18 protein-coding genes and 1 tRNA gene are annotated in these 16,800 nt (G+C 61.6%); 11 read left to right on the top strand and 8 right to left on the bottom strand.

The window, feature by feature from the left end; translation table 11 throughout:
- Positions 1–15 precede the first annotated feature (15 nt).
- Entirely contained in the window at positions 16–1,074 is a 1,059-nt protein-coding gene (nadA, locus tag M2396_RS13050; RefSeq protein ID WP_259075343.1) for a quinolinate synthase NadA, read from the top strand.
- A gap of 48 nt (positions 1,075–1,122) precedes the next feature.
- Here nadA and M2396_RS13045 read toward each other — a convergent pair whose 3' ends face one another.
- Positions 1,123–2,556 (bottom strand): M48 family metalloprotease, encoded by a 1,434-nt coding sequence (locus tag M2396_RS13045; RefSeq protein ID WP_150570900.1) that lies wholly within the window; start codon positions 2,554–2,556, stop codon positions 1,123–1,125.
- Between the two features lie 121 nt (positions 2,557–2,677).
- On the opposite strand from M2396_RS13045, the gene M2396_RS13040 reads away from it, so the two are divergent.
- Entirely contained in the window at positions 2,678–2,917 is a 240-nt protein-coding gene (locus M2396_RS13040) for a sulfurtransferase TusA family protein (RefSeq protein WP_150571996.1), read from the top strand.
- Positions 2,918–2,939: 22 nt separating this feature from the next.
- Positions 2,940–4,010, top strand: coding sequence for an AI-2E family transporter (locus M2396_RS13035; RefSeq protein ID WP_101317444.1), 1,071 nt, complete (start codon positions 2,940–2,942; stop codon positions 4,008–4,010).
- Positions 4,011–4,131: 121 nt separating this feature from the next.
- Here M2396_RS13035 and M2396_RS13030 read toward each other — a convergent pair whose 3' ends face one another.
- Both M2396_RS13030 and M2396_RS13025 read right to left on the bottom strand, forming a co-directional pair.
- Positions 4,132–4,605, bottom strand: coding sequence for a peroxiredoxin (locus M2396_RS13030; protein WP_101317446.1), 474 nt, complete (start codon positions 4,603–4,605; stop codon positions 4,132–4,134).
- A 10-nt stretch (positions 4,606–4,615) separates the two neighbouring features.
- Complete coding sequence (locus M2396_RS13025) at positions 4,616–5,176, bottom strand: glycine cleavage system protein R (RefSeq protein WP_101317448.1); 561 nt, start codon at positions 5,174–5,176, stop codon at positions 4,616–4,618.
- 260 nt (positions 5,177–5,436) lie between these two features.
- Between M2396_RS13025 and dapA the strand changes: the two genes are divergently transcribed.
- The 7 genes from dapA (at position 5,437) to mqo (ending at position 11,879) form a co-directional block, all read left to right on the top strand.
- Positions 5,437–6,315, top strand: coding sequence for a 4-hydroxy-tetrahydrodipicolinate synthase (gene dapA, locus M2396_RS13020; RefSeq protein ID WP_259075339.1), 879 nt, complete (start codon positions 5,437–5,439; stop codon positions 6,313–6,315).
- A 17-nt stretch (positions 6,316–6,332) separates the two neighbouring features.
- Entirely contained in the window at positions 6,333–7,448 is a 1,116-nt protein-coding gene (bamC, locus tag M2396_RS13015) for an outer membrane protein assembly factor BamC (protein WP_101317452.1), read from the top strand.
- The gene (locus tag M2396_RS13010; protein ID WP_101317454.1) at positions 7,449–8,207 is read left to right on the top strand and encodes an MBL fold metallo-hydrolase; all 759 of its coding nucleotides are present in this window, start codon (positions 7,449–7,451) and stop codon (positions 8,205–8,207) included. It abuts the gene before it with no gap.
- 29 nt (positions 8,208–8,236) lie between these two features.
- Complete coding sequence (purC, locus tag M2396_RS13005; protein WP_103436385.1) at positions 8,237–8,947, top strand: phosphoribosylaminoimidazolesuccinocarboxamide synthase; 711 nt, start codon at positions 8,237–8,239, stop codon at positions 8,945–8,947.
- Between the two features lie 92 nt (positions 8,948–9,039).
- A tRNA-Ser gene (locus M2396_RS13000) sits at positions 9,040–9,129 on the top strand.
- A 572-nt stretch (positions 9,130–9,701) separates the two neighbouring features.
- Positions 9,702–9,893, top strand: coding sequence for a DUF4223 family protein (locus M2396_RS12995; RefSeq protein ID WP_101317458.1), 192 nt, complete (start codon positions 9,702–9,704; stop codon positions 9,891–9,893).
- A gap of 348 nt (positions 9,894–10,241) precedes the next feature.
- Positions 10,242–11,879: a malate dehydrogenase (quinone) gene (gene mqo / locus M2396_RS12990; RefSeq protein ID WP_259075334.1), complete on the top strand. Its 1,638-nt coding sequence runs from the start codon at positions 10,242–10,244 to the stop codon at positions 11,877–11,879.
- Here mqo and M2396_RS12985 read toward each other — a convergent pair whose 3' ends face one another.
- Both M2396_RS12985 and M2396_RS12980 read right to left on the bottom strand, forming a co-directional pair.
- Entirely contained in the window at positions 11,880–12,008 is a 129-nt protein-coding gene (locus M2396_RS12985) for a hypothetical protein (RefSeq protein ID WP_259075332.1), read from the bottom strand.
- A 187-nt stretch (positions 12,009–12,195) separates the two neighbouring features.
- Positions 12,196–12,531: a helix-turn-helix transcriptional regulator gene (locus tag M2396_RS12980; RefSeq protein ID WP_101317462.1), complete on the bottom strand. Its 336-nt coding sequence runs from the start codon at positions 12,529–12,531 to the stop codon at positions 12,196–12,198.
- 50 nt (positions 12,532–12,581) lie between these two features.
- Between M2396_RS12980 and xenA the strand changes: the two genes are divergently transcribed.
- Positions 12,582–13,673 (top strand): xenobiotic reductase XenA, encoded by a 1,092-nt coding sequence (gene xenA, locus M2396_RS12975; protein WP_259075330.1) that lies wholly within the window; start codon positions 12,582–12,584, stop codon positions 13,671–13,673.
- A 97-nt stretch (positions 13,674–13,770) separates the two neighbouring features.
- On the opposite strand, the gene M2396_RS12970 is transcribed toward xenA, so the two are convergent.
- The 3 genes from M2396_RS12970 to moaA form a co-directional block, all read right to left on the bottom strand.
- Positions 13,771–14,655: a LysR family transcriptional regulator gene (locus tag M2396_RS12970; RefSeq protein ID WP_181106050.1), complete on the bottom strand. Its 885-nt coding sequence runs from the start codon at positions 14,653–14,655 to the stop codon at positions 13,771–13,773.
- An 81-nt stretch (positions 14,656–14,736) separates the two neighbouring features.
- A complete protein-coding gene (locus M2396_RS12965) occupies positions 14,737–15,636 on the bottom strand; it encodes a bestrophin family protein (RefSeq protein ID WP_259075326.1) in 900 nt (299 codons plus the stop codon).
- A 21-nt stretch (positions 15,637–15,657) separates the two neighbouring features.
- Positions 15,658–16,662 (bottom strand): GTP 3',8-cyclase MoaA, encoded by a 1,005-nt coding sequence (gene moaA / locus M2396_RS12960; RefSeq protein ID WP_103436467.1) that lies wholly within the window; start codon positions 16,660–16,662, stop codon positions 15,658–15,660.
- Positions 16,663–16,800: the final 138 nt, after the last annotated feature.

Here is a 16,800-nt window from a genome sequence, read left to right as displayed (position 1 = left end):
GCAGGTCCAGCGATCATGACCCAGATTTCCGAACGGCTGTTGGTTCAAGCTCACCTTGACGCCAAGCAACCCCATCCCCTGACGCCCGCGCAGGAGGCCGAATACCGTGCGGCCATCGCTGCCGAGCTCAAGGCCCAGAATGCTGTGCTGGTTGCGCACTTCTACTGTGACCCGGTGATCCAGGCCTTGGCCGAAGAAACCGGCGGCTGTGTTTCCGACTCGCTGGAAATGGCCCGCTTCGGCAAGAACCACCCGGCAGACACCGTGATTGTCGCCGGCGTGCGCTTCATGGGCGAAACGGCAAAAATCCTCACCCCGGAAAAACGCATCCTGATGCCAACCCTGGAAGCGACCTGCTCGCTCGACCTGGGTTGTCCGGTAGAAGAGTTTTCGGCGTTTTGTGACAAGCACCCCGAACGAACCGTGGTGGTGTATGCCAACACGTCGGCTGCGGTCAAGGCGCGTGCCGACTGGGTGGTGACCTCCAGTTGCGCGCTGGAAATCGTCGAAACCCTGATGGATAACGGCGAAAAAATCATCTGGGGGCCGGACCAGCACCTGGGCCGCTATATCCAGAAGAAGACCGGCGCCGACATGCTGCTGTGGGACGGTGCCTGCATCGTCCATGAGGAGTTCAAGTCGCGCCAGCTCGCCGACATGAAAGCGCTGTATCCGGATGCGGCGATTCTGGTCCACCCGGAGTCGCCTGAGTCGGTGATCGACCTGGCCGATGCGGTAGGCTCGACCAGCCAGCTGATCAAGGCGGCGCAGACACTGCCGAACAAGACCTTCATTGTCGCCACCGACAGCGGCATCTTCTACAAGATGCAGCAGCTGTGCCCGGACAAGGTCTTCGTGGCCGCGCCTACCGCGGGCAATGGCGCTGCCTGCCGCAGCTGTGCGCATTGCCCGTGGATGGCGATGAATACCCTCGAGCGCACCCTCGACTGCCTGCGCACCGGCAGCAACGAGATCCTGGTCGACCCCGCCTTGATCCCGCGCGCGATCAAACCGCTCAACCGCATGCTCGACTTCACTCAGGCGGCCCGCCTGAAGTTGTCCGGCAACGCCTGATCCGCAGCTTGGGCGACGCCGGGCAAACCGGCGCCGCCTGCACGCTGCTTAGCGCATCATGTCCTTGACCATCCGCTGCTGCTCGAGAATCTGCCGCTGACGGGCGTCGATCTGCGACGCCAGCGGGAAGTTGCTGCCCGCGCGGCGTTTGGCGAAGTCGAGCTGCTGCACTGCCTGGTCAAAATCACCGACCAGCGTGAAGTACTCGGCGCGTGCCCGATGCAGGCCAATGGTATTGCCCGACAGCCCGCGCACTTCAGCCACTTCGTACCAGACGTCCGGGTCGTCCGGGCGCTTCTTGACCAGGTCATCCAGCACTTTCTCTGCCTCAGCCGGCTTGCCCTGCTTGATCAACAAGTCGGCGCGCGCCTGCTGCAGCGGATAATTGTTCGGATACAGGCTGCGTAGCCGCTCGATCCGCTGCTGCGCGTCGGCCAGGCGATTGTTGGTGATCTCCAGGTCGATCTGCGCCAGGTTGTAGGTGATGTCGTTGGGCGCCTTGGCCAGCAGTTGCTTGAGGTTGTCCCGCGCTTCGTTGAGGCTGCCGCCCTTGATCTGCGCCAAGGCAAGGCCGTAGCGGGCAGCATCCAGCTTGGGATCATCTGCGAGTTGATCGCGGAAGCGCTTGGCCGCAAGCCCCGGCGTGCCTTCGTAGGTCAAGGCGACGCGGGCGCGAATCAGCTGATAGCGCAGGCTGTCCTCGACGCCGCCCTTGGGCATCTGTTCGGCGCGGTTGCGGGTGTCGGCGATACGCGACTCGGTCACCGGGTGAGTCAGGAGAAACTCCGGCGGCTTGGCGCCGTAGCGGTACTGCCGGGCCAGGCGCTCGAACATGCTCGGCATGGTGCGTGGGTCGAAGCCGGCTTTTTCCAGGTTCTGGATGCCGATGCGGTCGGCTTCCTGCTCGTTCTGCCGCGAAAAGCGCCGCTGCTCCTGAATCGCCGCTGCCTGGGTGCCGGCAATCAGGCCAATACCGGCATCGCCGCCACCACCGGCTGCCAGTACGATGCCGGCCAGCAGTGCGGCCATCATCGGCACCTGCATGCGCTGCTGAGCTTCTATCCCTCGGGCAAAGTGGCGTTGCGACAAGTGGGCCAGTTCGTGGGCCAGTACCGAGGCGTATTCACCTTCAGTCTGGGCATTGAGGAACAGCCCGCCGTTGACCCCGACAATCCCCCCGGGAGCCGCGAAGGCGTTCAGCTCGCGGCTGTCGATAAGCACGAATTCCAATCGGCGGTCCTGCAGCTGGCTGGTCTCGGCCAGGCGATAGACGCTGGTTTCGACGTAGTCCTTGAGCTGCGGATCATTCAGCTGGCGCACTTGCCCGCGCAGCAGGCTGAGCCAGGCGCGGCCGAGTTCATGTTCTTGCTGCGGGGAAACGATTGCAGAACTGGCATCGCCCAGCGACGGCAGGTCATCGGCATGCCCGGGCAGGGCCATCAGGCAGGCCAGCGTCAGCAGGGTAGGGCGCAGTAGATTCATGCACGAAGCTCGCGTCGGATCAAAGACCCGTACTGTAGCCCGCTCACACCTTGACGACCAGTGGCGGTATCCTACCAGGCTTGTCTGCCATGCACCGTTGCCACCGCCAGGAGCCCCTTGGATGATCGATACCCTGACCTGCGACGCCGAACTCGACGCCAGCGGGCTTAACTGCCCATTGCCGCTGCTCAAGGCAAAAATGCAGCTTAACCAGATGGCAGCGGGCGCAGTGCTCAAGGTGATTTCCACCGACGCCGGCTCGCAGCGCGACTTCAGCACTTTCGCCCGTTTGTCCGGTCATAGCCTGCTGCAACAAAGCGCCGAAGCCGGCGTGTATACCTACTGGCTGCGCAAGGCCTGAGTTTTCCGCCCAAGGATCGTCAATGTTCAAAGTGCTTCGTGACTGGATGCAGCGCTACTTCTCCGATGAAGAAGCCGTAGTCCTGACAGTCCTGCTGGTTCTGGCCTTTACTGCCGTGCTCACCCTCGGCGGCATGCTCGCGCCGGTGCTGGCGGGGATGGTCCTGGCGTATCTGATGCAGGGCCTGGTCAACGCCTTGGAGCGGATGCGGGTGCCCAGTGGTGTTGCCGTGGGCGTGGTGTTCGCCTTGTTCATCGGCGCGCTGGGGGTATTTCTGCTGGTGCTGGTGCCGCTGCTCTGGCACCAGTTGATCACCCTTTTGAACGAGCTGCCGGGAATGCTCGGTAAATGGCAGTCGCTGCTGTTGCTGCTGCCTGAGCGCTATCCGCACCTGGTCTCTGACGAGCAGGTGCTGCGCGCCATCGAATCGGTGCGCGGTGAGATTGGCAAGTTTGGCCAATGGGCGCTGACCTTCTCGCTGTCGAGCCTGCCGCTGCTGGTCAGCGCCATGATCTACCTGGTGCTGGTGCCGATTCTGGTGTTCTTCTTTCTCAAGGACCGCGAGTTGATCGGGCGCTGGGTCAGCGGCTACTTGCCGCGTGAACGCAGGCTGCTGACCCGGGTCGGTGACGAGATGAACCGGCAGATCGCCAATTACATTCGCGGCAAGGGCATCGAGATTCTGATCTGCGGGATCGCCACCTACATCGCCTTCATCAGCCTGGGGCTCAACTACGCCGCGCTGCTGGCGCTGTTGGTCGGGCTGTCGGTGGTGGTGCCGTACGTGGGGGCGGTGGTGGTCACCGTGCCGGTCACCTTGATCGCGCTGTTCCAGTGGGGCTGGGGCGATCAGTTCATCTACCTGATGGCGGTTTACGCGATCATTCAGGCGCTGGACGGCAACGTGCTAGTGCCGCTGCTGTTCTCTGAGGCGGTCAGCCTGCATCCAGTCGCGATCATCTGCGCGGTGCTGCTGTTTGGCGGGCTGTGGGGCTTCTGGGGGATCTTCTTCGCCATCCCGCTGGCGACCCTGTTCAAGGCCGTACTGGATGCCTGGCCCAGGCAAGAGCCGGCTGTAGCACCGTTGCTGTAAGAACTGGGGCCGCTTTGCGAGCCTTCGCGGATAAACCCGCTCCCACAGGTTTAGTCGGCGCTGCAGACCCTTGTGGGAGCGGGTTTACCCGCGAAGGGTCGCAGAGCGGCCCCATACAGTTTCAGGCCTGATTCAATGCCTGCGCCGCTGCAAGCACGGCATCAACATGACCTGGCACTTTCACGCCGCGCCATTCCTGACGCAGAACACCGTCCTTGTCGATCAGGAAGGTGCTGCGGTCAACACCCATGTATTCCTTGCCGTAGAGCTTCTTCAGCTTGATCACGTCGAACAGCTGGCAGAGCGCCTCGTCCTTGTCGCTGATCAGCTCGAAGGTGAAGCCTTGCTTGGCCTTGAAGTTCTCGTGCGACTTCAAACCGTCACGCGAGACGCCGAACACCACGGTGTTGGCCGCGGCAAACGCGTCGAGTTGATCGCGAAAGCCCTGGCCCTGAGTGGTGCAGCCGGGGGTGCTGTCCTTGGGGTAGAAATACAGCACCACCTGCTTGCCCTTGAGCTCAGCCAGGCTGACGCTCTGGCCGCTGGTGGCCTGGGCCTGGAAGTCGGCGACAGGTTGATCGAGGGTTACCGCCATGTGAGGCTCCTTACACCGGGTTTTGAGGGCGCCATGGTTCGATCAGGGCATCCAGGTTCAGCGCATCGGCAAAGTCCAGGAACTGATCGCGCAGCCAGCTGATCTGGGTGCCAGCCGGCAACACCACGGTGAACTGGGCGTTGAGCATGCTGCTGCCGGTCTGCGGCGCCAGATAGGTATCGCAGGTCATGGCTTCGAGCTCGACGTTGTGGTCGAGGAAGAACTGGCACAGCTCGTTGATGATGTCCGGGCGATAGGCGGCGCTGACATAGGCCACATAAGGCAGGGCCTGCGGGCGCACTTCCTGATCGGCGCTGCGCACCACATCAAGAGTCAGGCCGTGCTTCTTGCCCAGGCCCGGCAGGGTGGCTTCAAGGCGGGCAAGGGCATCCCAGCTGCCACCGACTTGCAACACCAGGGCGCTGGTTTCGCCGTGGCGCGACAGGCGCGAGGTGACTACCGCGCAACGATTGTCGACGGCGGCGCGGCTGAGAACGTTGGCCAGCTCCATGGGATTGGGGCCCAGGGCACTGATGACAAGGAATTGTTCGCGGACTGTGGGGGTGGACATGCAGCATTCCTAAAACGATGAGCGGTCGGTGCAGGACCTGGGACAACCTCCGTTACAGCAAGGTTCTGAGCCGATTGCAGCGGCTGTAGACACCCGCGGGAGGCACTGTCGACGGCCCGGCGGGCCGCTCTGCACTGATCAAAGGATCAAGGGTAGCGAAAAGCAGCGCCGAGGGGAATGCTCCGCCCGCCAGCTTTGCTTGTGCAAGGCCGATGGCGCCAGTACCATTACCGCTCTCTTTTTCCGGCAGGAGCAGTTACATGATTGCGGGCAGTATGGTGGCACTGGTCACTCCCATGGATGCACAAGGGCGTCTGGACTGGGACAGCCTCGGCAAGCTTGTAGACTTCCACCTGGAAAAAGGCACTCATGCGATCGTCGCCGTCGGTACCACCGGCGAGTCGGCCACCCTCGATGTCGAAGAGCACATCCAGGTCATCGAATTTGTAGTCAAGCGTGTCAACGGCCGTATTCCGGTTATCGCCGGCACCGGTGCCAACTCCACCTCCGAAGCCGTGCACCTGACCCAGAACGCCAAGAACGCCGGTGCCGACGCCTGCCTGCTGGTGGTGCCGTACTACAACAAGCCGACCCAGGAAGGCCTGTATCAGCACTTCAAGCTGATCGCCGAGTCGGTCGACATCCCGCAGATTCTGTACAACGTGCCCGGCCGCACCTCCTGCGACATGCAGGCCGAGACCGTGATCCGCCTGTCCACCGTGCCGAACATCATCGGTATCAAGGAAGCCACCGGCGACCTGGTCCGGGCCAAGGCCATCCTCGATTGCGTCAGCAGCGACTTCATCGTGCTGTCGGGTGATGATCCGACCGCGGTCGAGCTGATCCTGCTCGGCGGCAAGGGCAATATCTCCGTTACCGCCAACGTCGCCCCGCGCGAAATGGCCGATCTGTGCGAGGCCGCACTGGCCGGCGATGCCGACAAGGCCCGCGCAATCAACGAACAACTGATGCCGCTGCACAAAGACCTGTTCTGCGAAGCCAACCCGATTCCGGTGAAGTGGGCGCTCGTGGAAATGGGCCTGATGCACAAAGGCATTCGCCTGCCACTGACCTGGCTGAGCGAGAACTGTCACGAAAAAGTCCGTACTGCCTTGAGCAAGTCCGGCGTACTGGTTTAATCGAGGAAGTACACCGCATGAAGCGATTGGCTGGTCTATCCGCCCTTGCCCTGATCATTTCCAGCACCAGCGGCTGCGGCTGGCTGTGGGGCGACGAGGGTTATTTCCGCGACCGCGGTAGCGATTACCTGCAGGCGCAACCGACCGCGCCGATGCAGCTGCCGGCAGACGTGGCCAACGTCAAACGCCTCGATCCGCTGTTGCCGATCCCGCGTAACGTTGCCGACGACACCGCCACTGGCGAATACGAAGTGCCGCGTCCGCAGCCGCTGTCGGCTGCTGCCGACATCAGCGACTTTACCCTGCAGCGCAGCGGTAACAGCCGTTGGGTGCTGGCCCAGCGTTCGCCTGCCGAAGTCTGGCCGGTGGCGCATCAGTTCTTTGAAGACAACGGCTTCCGCATCGCTGAAGAGCGTCCGCAGACCGGCGAATTCACCACCACCTGGCAGCGCTTCGACGAACTGTCGGCTTCGCTTGGCCAGCGCCTGGCCAGCTCGGCCAGCAGCGCCGAGAGTGAAGTACGTGTTCGCGTACGCATGGAACCCGGCGTGCAGCGCAACACCTCCGAGGTGTTCGTGGTCAGCGTCGAGCGTCCGGCTGGCAGCACTGCCCAGACCGATTTCCCGAGCAACTCGACCAACACCGGCGTCGATGCGCTGCTGGTCGACGAGATGCTCGCCAGCATGAACCGCAGCGCCGAGAAGGGCGGTTCGGTTTCGCTGCTGGCTGAGCGCGACTTCGATGCCCCAAGCCGGGTCAGCCTGAGCGAAGACGGCAGCGGCAACCCGGTGCTCAACGTCGGTTCCGACCTCGACCGCGCCTGGTCTGGTGTCGGCCGTGCGCTGGAGCAGGGCGAATGGCGCGTTGAAGACATCAACCGCAGCCTGGGCCTGTACTACATCAACTTGTCCGAGAAACCCGAAGACAAGAACAACCAGCCCGGCTTCTTCAGCCGCCTGTTCGGCAGCGAGCCGACCCAGGAAGAGCGTGAAGAGCGCGCCGAGCGTTATCAGGTACGCCTGAGCAAGGTTGGCGAGAGCGTGCAGGTAACGGTCGAGAAAAACATCAACACCGTGGCCCCGGCCGATGTCGCCCGCCGCGTGCTGAGCGCCATTCAGGACCGTTTGGGTTAAGTGCGCTTCGCAGTACTTGGAAGCGGCAGCCAGGGCAACGGCACGCTGATCGCCAGTGGTGATACGTACATCCTGGTCGATTGCGGGTTTTCCCTGCGGGAAACCGAGCGGCGCCTGGCGCTGCTCGGGGTCTCGCCAGCACAGTTGAGCGCGGTGCTGGTCACCCACGAACATGCCGACCACGTGCATGGCGTGGGTTTGCTGTCGCGGCGCTACAATGTACCGGTCTACCTCAGCCAGGGCACCTTGCGCGGCTTGCGCAAGCCGGTCGAGGTCGCCGGTTTTCTCGGTTGTGGTGACAGCATCAGCATCGGCGCGCTGCAGGTCAGCGCGGCGCGGGTCGAGCACGACGCCCATGAGCCGCTGCAGTACGTGCTTAGCGATGGTCGCCGGCGCTTCGGCATGCTCACCGACCTGGGCTGCTACGACGCCCGGCTGCTGGAGCGCTATCAGGGGCTGGACGCCCTGCTGATCGAAGCCAACCATTGCCGCGACTTGCTTGCCCGCGGTCATTACCCGCACTTTTTGAAGTTGCGCGTAGGCGGCAGCCAAGGACATTTGAACAACCACCAGGCCGCCAACCTGGTGGCCGAGCTGGGCTGGCAGCACCTGCAACACTTGGTGCTGGCGCATCTCAGCAGCAAGAACAACCTGCCACAGCTGGCCCGTCAGTGCTTTGTCGACGCCCTTGGGTGCGACCCGGACTGGCTGCAAGTGGCGAATCAGGAACATGGGCTCGACTGGCGCGAAATCGCCTAGCCCACCAACTCAAGCAAGCGGAGCCCATCATGGAAAAACGCGACGAACTCTACCGCGGCAAGGCCAAATCGGTTTACAAGACCGATGACGCCGACCGCTTGATCCTGCTGTTTCGCAACGATACCTCGGCGTTCGACGGCAAGCGCATCGAACAGCTCGACCGCAAAGGCACGGTGAACAACAAGTTCAACGCCTTCATCATGCAAAAGCTTGAAGAAGCCGGCATCCCGACTCAGTTCGACAAGCTGCTGGGCGACAACGAGTGCCTGGTGAAGAAGCTCGACATGATCCCGGTTGAGTGCGTCGTGCGTAACTACGCCGCCGGCAGCCTGGTCAAGCGTCTGGGTGTGGAAGAGGGCATCAAGCTCGAACCATCGACCTTCGAACTGTTCCTCAAGAACGACGAAAAGGGCGACCCGTTCATCAACGAATCCCACGTTGTGGCTTTCGGCTGGGGCACCGCCGAGCAGCTGGTCGAGATGAAGAAGCTGTCGCTCAAGGTCAACGAAGTGCTGAACAAGCTGTTCGATGACGCCGGCCTGCTGCTGGTCGACTTCAAGCTCGAATTCGGCGTATTCCACGGGCAGATCGTCCTCGGCGACGAGTTCAGCCCGGACGGCTGCCGCCTGTGGGACAAAGAAACCCGCAAGAAAATGGACAAGGACCGCTTCCGCCAGGGTCTGGGCGACGTGATCGAAGCCTACGAAGAAGTGGCCAAGCGTCTGGGCGTGCCGCTGTAAGGCCCGCTGTGACGCAAGCGTTTGATACCACGCGAATTTTTTTCAGATAAAGGTTTGCCTTTTACGAAATCGCTGGTATGATGCGCGCCATTGGAGAGATGCCGGAGTGGTCGAACGGGACGGATTCGAAATCCGTTGTACTGGCAACAGTACCTAGGGTTCAAATCCCTATCTCTCCGCCATACATCGAAAAGCCCCGCAGATGAAAGTCTGCGGGGCTTTTTGTTTTTGCGTTATCTGAAATGTGCGCAGGCATGGTGTTACCGTACTTCCTGATTTCATTTTCATAAGTGGTATTAGAAGACCTTCGCTAATGAGCTCTACTTGCTCTCATGCACCAAACTAATATGCCGCGTATGCGTGACTTGAATCAGTAAATTTAGTTGCTTTTTTACTTGCATGAAAATCGCCGTTTGAACCACTGGCCTCCCCCCGTTGCATAAAAGACCGCGGTCATCTCTGCTGATGCTGGTCGGCACCGGCCGCTGCGCCGTCAACGGCTGGGCAGGTTCAAGATTACGGTTCGGAAAGGGATTACAAGAAATGCAAGCTCTGTGAGTTCGACATGTTGAGAGGTTTTGTTGGTGTGAAGAGTAGCGTCAGAAGCCTTACATTTTTTCGTTTGCTCGCCAGATCTATCGCTCAAGCATTACTAAGTTCACTAACACGGTATTTGACTTGGATCCAATGCCCAGAAACTGTATGATCCCGCCGCCGTCAGTACGATGGCGCATGATCATTTAAAGGACTTAGTATGAAAAAGCTGTTCAAAGCTACCGTCGCTGTAGCCGTCGTATCGGGTGTTGCGCTGCTGTCGGGTTGCACCGGCCAGGTCTACAACCAGCAAAAGAATTGCTCTTACGACTACCTGTTCCACCCTTCGGTTTCGGTCTCCAAGATCATTGGCGGTTGCGGCCCGATCGACAAGCTGCCACAGCAGCAGTAATTCCAGATCGTTGATGGGGCCGTTCGCGGCCCCGTCCAAGACCCTCGGCCATCCACGTGGCCGGGGGTTTTTGTTGTCTGGCGTATACTCGGGCCACGGCCACCCCGCGACATTCGGCCACTGAGACATCCCGTCACCTTGCCTGCCACTTGCGAATTTGTTTGTGCTGGCATTTCGGTTACAATCGGAAAAACGTTTCAGCCCTGACTGGTCAATTCGACCTTAGGCTGGCGTCCCTGTTTCTCAAGCTGCTGACTCCAATGATCAATAAAAAGCGCGCGCTGAAGGACATGGATAAACGAGGCCCTGCCTAGGCCTTCCTTACGTGCTATCGATTGGAATTGATCAATGTTCAAGAAAGCTGGCAAGACCCTGCTGGGTCTGGCTGTCGCGGCGAGCCTGATGCAGGCGCACGCCGATGAAGCGAAGAAAGTAGACGTGCTGCTGGTTGGCGGCGGCATCATGAGTTCGACCTTGGCGGTCTGGCTCAATGAGCTGGAGCCGAGCTGGTCGATGGAGATGGTCGAGCGCCTGGATGGCGTCGCTGAAGAAAGCTCCAACGGCTGGAACAACGCCGGTACCGGTCACTCTGCGCTGGCCGAGCTGAACTACACGCCAATGGATAAAGACGGCACCGTCAATATCTCCAAGGCCATCGAGATCAACGAATCGTTCCAGATATCCCGCCAGTTCTGGTCGTGGCAGGTCCGTCAGGGCGTGTTGAACAACCCGCGTTCGTTCATCAACACCACGCCGCACATGAGCTTCGTGTGGGGCGACGACAACATCAAGTTCCTCAAGAAGCGTTACGACGCGCTGCAGGCCAGCCCGCTGTTCCGTCCGATGCAGTACTCGGAAGACAACACGCAGATCGCCAAGTGGGTCCCGCTGATGATGGAAGGGCGTGATCCTTCGCAGAAGCTGGCCGTGACCTGGACGCCGATCGGCACTGACGTCAACTTCGGCGAGATCACCCGTCAGTTCGTCAAGCACCTGCAAACCCGGGAAAACTTCGACCTGAAGCTGTCCACCGAAGTGCAGGACATCACGCGTAACGAAGATGGCTCGTGGCACGTTGAGTACAAGAACCTCAAGGACGGCAGCAAGTCGGCCACCGACGCCAAGTTCCTGTTCATCGGTGCTGGCGGCGGCGCGCTGAAGCTGCTGCAGAAGTCGGGCATCCCGGAAGCCAAGGAATACGCAGGCTTCCCGGTCGGCGGCTCGTTCCTGGTGACCGAGAACCCTACCGTGGCCATGCAGCATATGGCCAAGGCCTACGGCATCGCCTCCACCGGCGCGCCACCCATGTCGGTGCCGCACCTGGACACCCGCGTGCTGGATGGCAAGCGCGTGATTCTGTTTGGCCCATTCGCCACCTTCTCGACCAAGTTCCTCAAGAACGGTTCGTACCTCGACCTGCTGAGCAGCACCACGCTGCATAACGTCTGGCCGATGACCAAGGTAGGTGTTGATCAGTATCCGCTGGTCGAGTACCTCGCTGGCCAGCTGATGCTGTCTGACGATGATCGCTTCGCGGCGCTGCAGACCTACTTCCCGAACGCCAAGAAGGAAGACTGGCGCCTGTGGCAGGCCGGTCAGCGCGTGCAGATCATCAAGCGTGACGAAGAAAAAGGCGGCGTACTCAAGCTGGGTACCGAAGTCGTAACCTCGCAGGACCGCAGCATTGCCGGTCTGCTGGGCGCTTCGCCAGGCGCTTCGACCGCGGCACCGATCATGCTCACTGTGCTCGAAACCGTGTTCAAGGAAAAGGTCGCAACGCCTGAGTGGCAAGCCAAGCTGCACGAAATCGTGCCAAGCTACGGCACCAAGCTGAACGATTCGGCTGCTGCTGTGCAGAAAGAGTGGAACTACACCGCCGAAGTGCTGCAACTGGAAAAACCACCGGTTATCGATCAGAGCGTTGGCACTGATACAACCGTGAGCAAGCCAGTTGAAAGCAACCCTGCGAGCGACATGGCGCTGTAATCAGGCTTTAGCTGCGCGGTAACCATTTGCCGCTACGGCAACCAGCCCATAAAAAACCACGAGGTGCTGCCTCGTGGTTTTTTTTATGCCTGCGGTTTGCGGTTCAGGCTTGAACTGAATTTGAGTCATGCGGGTACCTTGTCTGGTGTCTGATTCAAACCTGTGCGGTCGGCAGATCTGCGGCTTGCCACCAAGGCCCCGCTGGACGGCGCATGCTGTGCCTTGTGATCAGTAGAGAAGGGCGCTTCGAACGGCGTTCATTACGCCTGCTGCGCGAGCCGATGGGCTGCGCAGGGGGAGAGGATGCGGCGGTTACTCAGCGCTGGCGCAGGATGCACTCGAGCAGGCCGGGGAAGCGGCTGTCGAGCATTTCGCTGCGCAGCGAATTCATGTGCGTGGTGCCGACATTGCGCGTCTGCACCAGGCCCGCATCACGCAGCACGCGAAAATGATGAGACATGCTCGACTTGGGCCGGCCGCCATCCAGCTCGCCGCAAGTGGCTTCGGTGACACCCGCCAAATGGCGCACGATGGCCATGCGCACGGGGTCGCTCAAGGCGTACAGCACGCGTTCGAGGATGAGGTCTTCACAGCTTGGATGTTTGTAGGCTCGCATGGTCGACATGATAACGGGGCTTTCATTAATTGCCATAGTTCGATTATGATCGAACTATCGTATACCCAACCTGCTGGAGCTGGCTCATGTCTGCATTGTTCGAACCCTACACCCTCAAAGACGTCACCTTGCGCAACCGCATTGCCATTCCACCGATGTGCCAGTACATGGCCGAAGACGGCATGATCAACGACTGGCACCACGTGCATCTGGCGGGTATGGCCCGCGGCGGCGCCGCCTTGCTGGTGGTCGAAGCCACTGCTGTATCGCCAGAAGGACGCATCACCCCAGGCTGCGCCGGGATCTGGAGCGACGCCCACGCCGAAGCGTTCGTACCGGTGGTGAAGGCGATCAAGGCGGCCGGTTCCGTACCCGGCATCCAGATCGCCCACGCCGGGCGCAAGGCCAGCGCCAATCGCCCATGGGAAGGTGACGACCATATCGCCGCTGACGACGCCCGCGGCTGGGACACCCTTGCACCGTCGGCAATTGCCTTTGGCGCCAACCTGCCGAAAGTGCCAAAGGCCATGACCCTGGACGACATCGCTCGGGTGAAACAAGACTTTGTCGATGCTGCGCGTCGCGCCCGTGACGCCGGTTTCGAGTGGATCGAGCTGCACTTCGCCCACGGCTACCTCGGCCAGAGCTTCTTCTCCGAGCACTCCAACCAGCGTACCGATGCTTACGGCGGCAGCTTCGAAAACCGCAGCCGCTTCCTCCTCGAAACGCTGGCGGCCGTGCGTGAAGTCTGGCCTGAGCATCTGCCGCTGACCGCCCGCTTCGGTGTGCTGGAATATGATGGCCGCGACGAGCAGACCCTGGTCGAGTCGATCGAACTGGCCCGTCAGTTCAAGGCCGGTGGCCTCGACCTGTTGAGCGTCAGCGTTGGTTTCACCATCCCCGACACCAACATCCCGTGGGGCCCGGCCTTCATGGGCCCGATTGCCGAGCGCGTGCGCCGCGAAGCAGGCCTGCCGGTGACTTCGGCATGGGGCTTCGGCACGCCGCAGCTGGCTGAAGGCGCGCTGCAAGCGGGTCAGCTGGATCTGGTTTCGGTAGGCCGTGCGCACCTGGCTGACCCACACTGGGCCTACTTCGCCGCCAAAGAGTTGGGCGTGGACAAAGCCTCGTGGACCCTGCCAGCGCCGTATGCGCATTGGCTCGAGCGCTATCGTTAAGGCTCGCCCTAACGCCAGCCAGCACCGTTAACCACGCGGGGCCAGTCCGAGCAGCACAGCGCTGCGAGACTGGCCCCGCGTTTTTTGTGGCTAGCAGTTACTGGCCAAACACTATCCGTGCCTGGTTAAAGCACTGCTCGGCAATCGCCGACCTCGGCTCGCTGCGGCGCAGCAGCAGGCCGACCGGGCTGAGCACGCTGGCCTCGGTGATGGGGGTGATGCGCATGTGTTCGCTCAAATCCTCCAGCCCGCAGTTGAGCGGCATCACTGCGCAGCACATGCCGCTGGTGATGGCCTGGATCAGCTGGAAGGTCGAGTCGCTTTCCAGCACTGCCAGTGGCGCAAGGCCGCGGCTGCGAAAGCTCAGGTCCAGCGACTGGCGATAGTGCATGCCCTTGCTGAGCAGCCCCAACGGCAGATCCCCCAGCTCATCCCAGGCCAGCTCGCTTTGCTCGAACTGATAATGGCGGGTGTCGTGCAGCAGGCCCATGGTGGTGGTGCCCAGTTCGATCACGTCGAAAAAGCTTGAGTTGACCTGATCCAGATAGCAGATCCCCAGGTCGAGCTGATTGCGGCTGAGGCCATCGACAATCTGCTCGGAGGTACTCGAGCTGAGCTGAAACTGCAGCTCGGGAAACTTCTCCCGCAGCGGCACCAGCAGCGCCATTGGATTGAAACTGGCCAACGGCACGCTGCCCAGGCGCAGGCTACCGACCACTTGGCCGCGGCAGCTGGCCGCTTCGGCCTGCAGGCCGTCATGTGCGGCCAGCAGTGTCCGCGCCCAAGCCAGAATGCGTTCGCCGGCCTCGGTGAAACCCTCGAAGCGCTGGCCACGTTCGACCAGCACCAGGTCAAGTTCTTCTTCCAGATTACGCAGGCGCATCGACAAGGTCGGCTGGGTGATATGGCACAGCGCAGCGGCCTGACCGAAGTGCCGGGTCTGGTCCAGGGCGATAAGAAACTTGAGCTGCTTGATGTCCATGGGGCGGCCTGCGCAATCGGAATGCGTTGACCTTAACCAAGTTGAGCGGGGCTAGCCATTGTTTAGTCGCCGCCGCCCGGTTCAGCTGAGCACGTGATCGACCGGCATCAGCGCCGGCGGCAACGGCTCGTGGCCAAGCGCCGCAAGCACGTCGCGCTCCAGGGTGCGCACCAGTGAGTCGGTGGGCAGGTCGTTTTCGTCGCGGCCGAACGGATCTTCCAGCTCGTTGCCGATCGCATCCAGGCCAAAGAACGTGTAGCTGACGATGGTGGTGAACAGCGGCGCCAGCCAGCCCAAAGGTTCTGCCAGGGCGAACGGCAGCAGCAGGCAGAAGATATAGATGGTCCGGTGCAACAGCAGGGTGTAAGGGAAGGGTAGCGGCGTGCCCTTGATCCGTTCACAGGTCGCCTGCACTTCGGCCAGGCCAACCAGACGCTGTTCGAGCAGGGCGTAGCGCCATTCGCTGATCTGTTGCGTCTGCGCCAGCTCCGAGCAGCGCTGGCCGATGTTACGCAGGATGCCGTCGCAGACGTTGTGCGGGCTGAGTGAATGCGCCGGGTTCAGCCACGGCTGCGCCGCGCCGAGGGCATCCTCACCGCGCAATCCAGCGTTCAAAGCATGGGCAAAGCCGCACAGGCTGCGCAGCACCTCGCGGCGCAGCTCGGGGTCGGCAATCGCCACGCTCTCGCGCACGAACGAGCGCACCTCGATGAGCATCCGCCCCCAGGCCTTGCGGCCCTCCCACCAGCGGTCATAACAGGCCGTGTTGCGAAAACTCATGAAGATCGACAGCGACAGGCCGAGCAAGGTGAAAGGCGTGGCGCTGACCGGCGAGAACATCTCTGGATAATGCCGCTCGACCAGCACGATCAACGCCGCCAGCAAGGTAACCAGCAGGCAGCGCCAGGCAATGCGCTTGACGATCGAGCCTTTCAGGGTGAACAGCACACGCAGCACATCGGGCCGGGAATGGACGATCATGGGAATCCAGAGGCGGTTGGGTCAGCCGCCAGTCATGTTCATGAAGCGCAGGATCTGCACCTCGCCGCCTACTTCGAAGTGGTGGCGGTAAGGCTTGAGCTGCACCGCTTCGCGGATGGCATGCTCGAGGCGCTCGGCGTCGCCTGGGTGCGCACGCAGCACCTGTTTCAGGTCCAGCGAATGCTCGTTGCCCAGGCACAGCAGCAAGCGGCCCTCGACGGTCAGGCGGACACGGTTGCAGGTGGCGCAGAAGTTGTGGCTGTGCGGCGAGATGAAGCCGACCCGCGTCTGCGCAGCCTCGGCCAGGCGCCAGTAGCGCGCCGGGCCCTGCGATGATTCGGCAGATTCGATCAGGCTGAAGTGCGCCGCGAGGCGGTCGCGCACGTCATCGCTGGAATAGAACGACTCGCCGCGCTGATGCTCGCTGATCACGCCCAGCGGCATCTCTTCGATGAAGGTGATGTCCAGCTCACGGTCGATGGCAAAGCGCACCAGATCGACCAGTTCGTCATCGTTGCGACCCTTGAGCACCACGCAGTTGAGCTTGATCCGCTTGAAGCCGGCGCGGCGCGCGGCGTCGATGCCGGCGATGACCTGGGCCAGATCGCCGGTGCGGGTCAGCTGGCGAAAGCGCTCCGGGTCGAGGCTGTCGAGGCTGATATTGAGGCGGCTGAGGCCGGCGTCGAACAGCGGCTGCGCCAGCCGGTCGAGCTGCGAGCCGTTACTGGTCATGCACAGTTCACGCAGGCCGGGCAGGGCGGCAATGCGCCGACATAGGTCGACGATGCCCTGACGCACCAGTGGCTCGCCGCCGGTCAGGCGGATCTTGCGCGTGCCGAGGGCGACGAAGCGTTCGGCCACCTGATACAGCTCTTCAAGGCTGAGAATCTGTTGGCGCGGCAAGAACTGCATGTCTTCGGCCATGCAATAGACACAACGAAAATCACAGCGGTCGGTGACCGACATCCGCAGGTAGTCGATTTTTCGGTTGTAGCCGTCGATCAGGGCCTGGCCGTTGGGTTCCACAATCGCGCTCGCGTCTAAGGAGGGTCGGCCGGTTGGCCGCAGGGCAGTGAGTCCAAGCTATAACCTGTACCCGACGCCGTCAAATTGCTTTGTCCACTCGGTTGATCGGCGCGCTCTATCAGCCGTTCAAACCAATTG

Source organism: Pseudomonas sp. BIGb0278, from assembly GCF_024809895.1.
GTDB lineage: Bacteria > Pseudomonadota > Gammaproteobacteria > Pseudomonadales > Pseudomonadaceae > Aquipseudomonas > Aquipseudomonas shirazensis.
The sequence above is the reverse complement of the archived record's forward strand: the minus strand, read 5'-3'. Positions and strand labels throughout refer to the sequence as shown.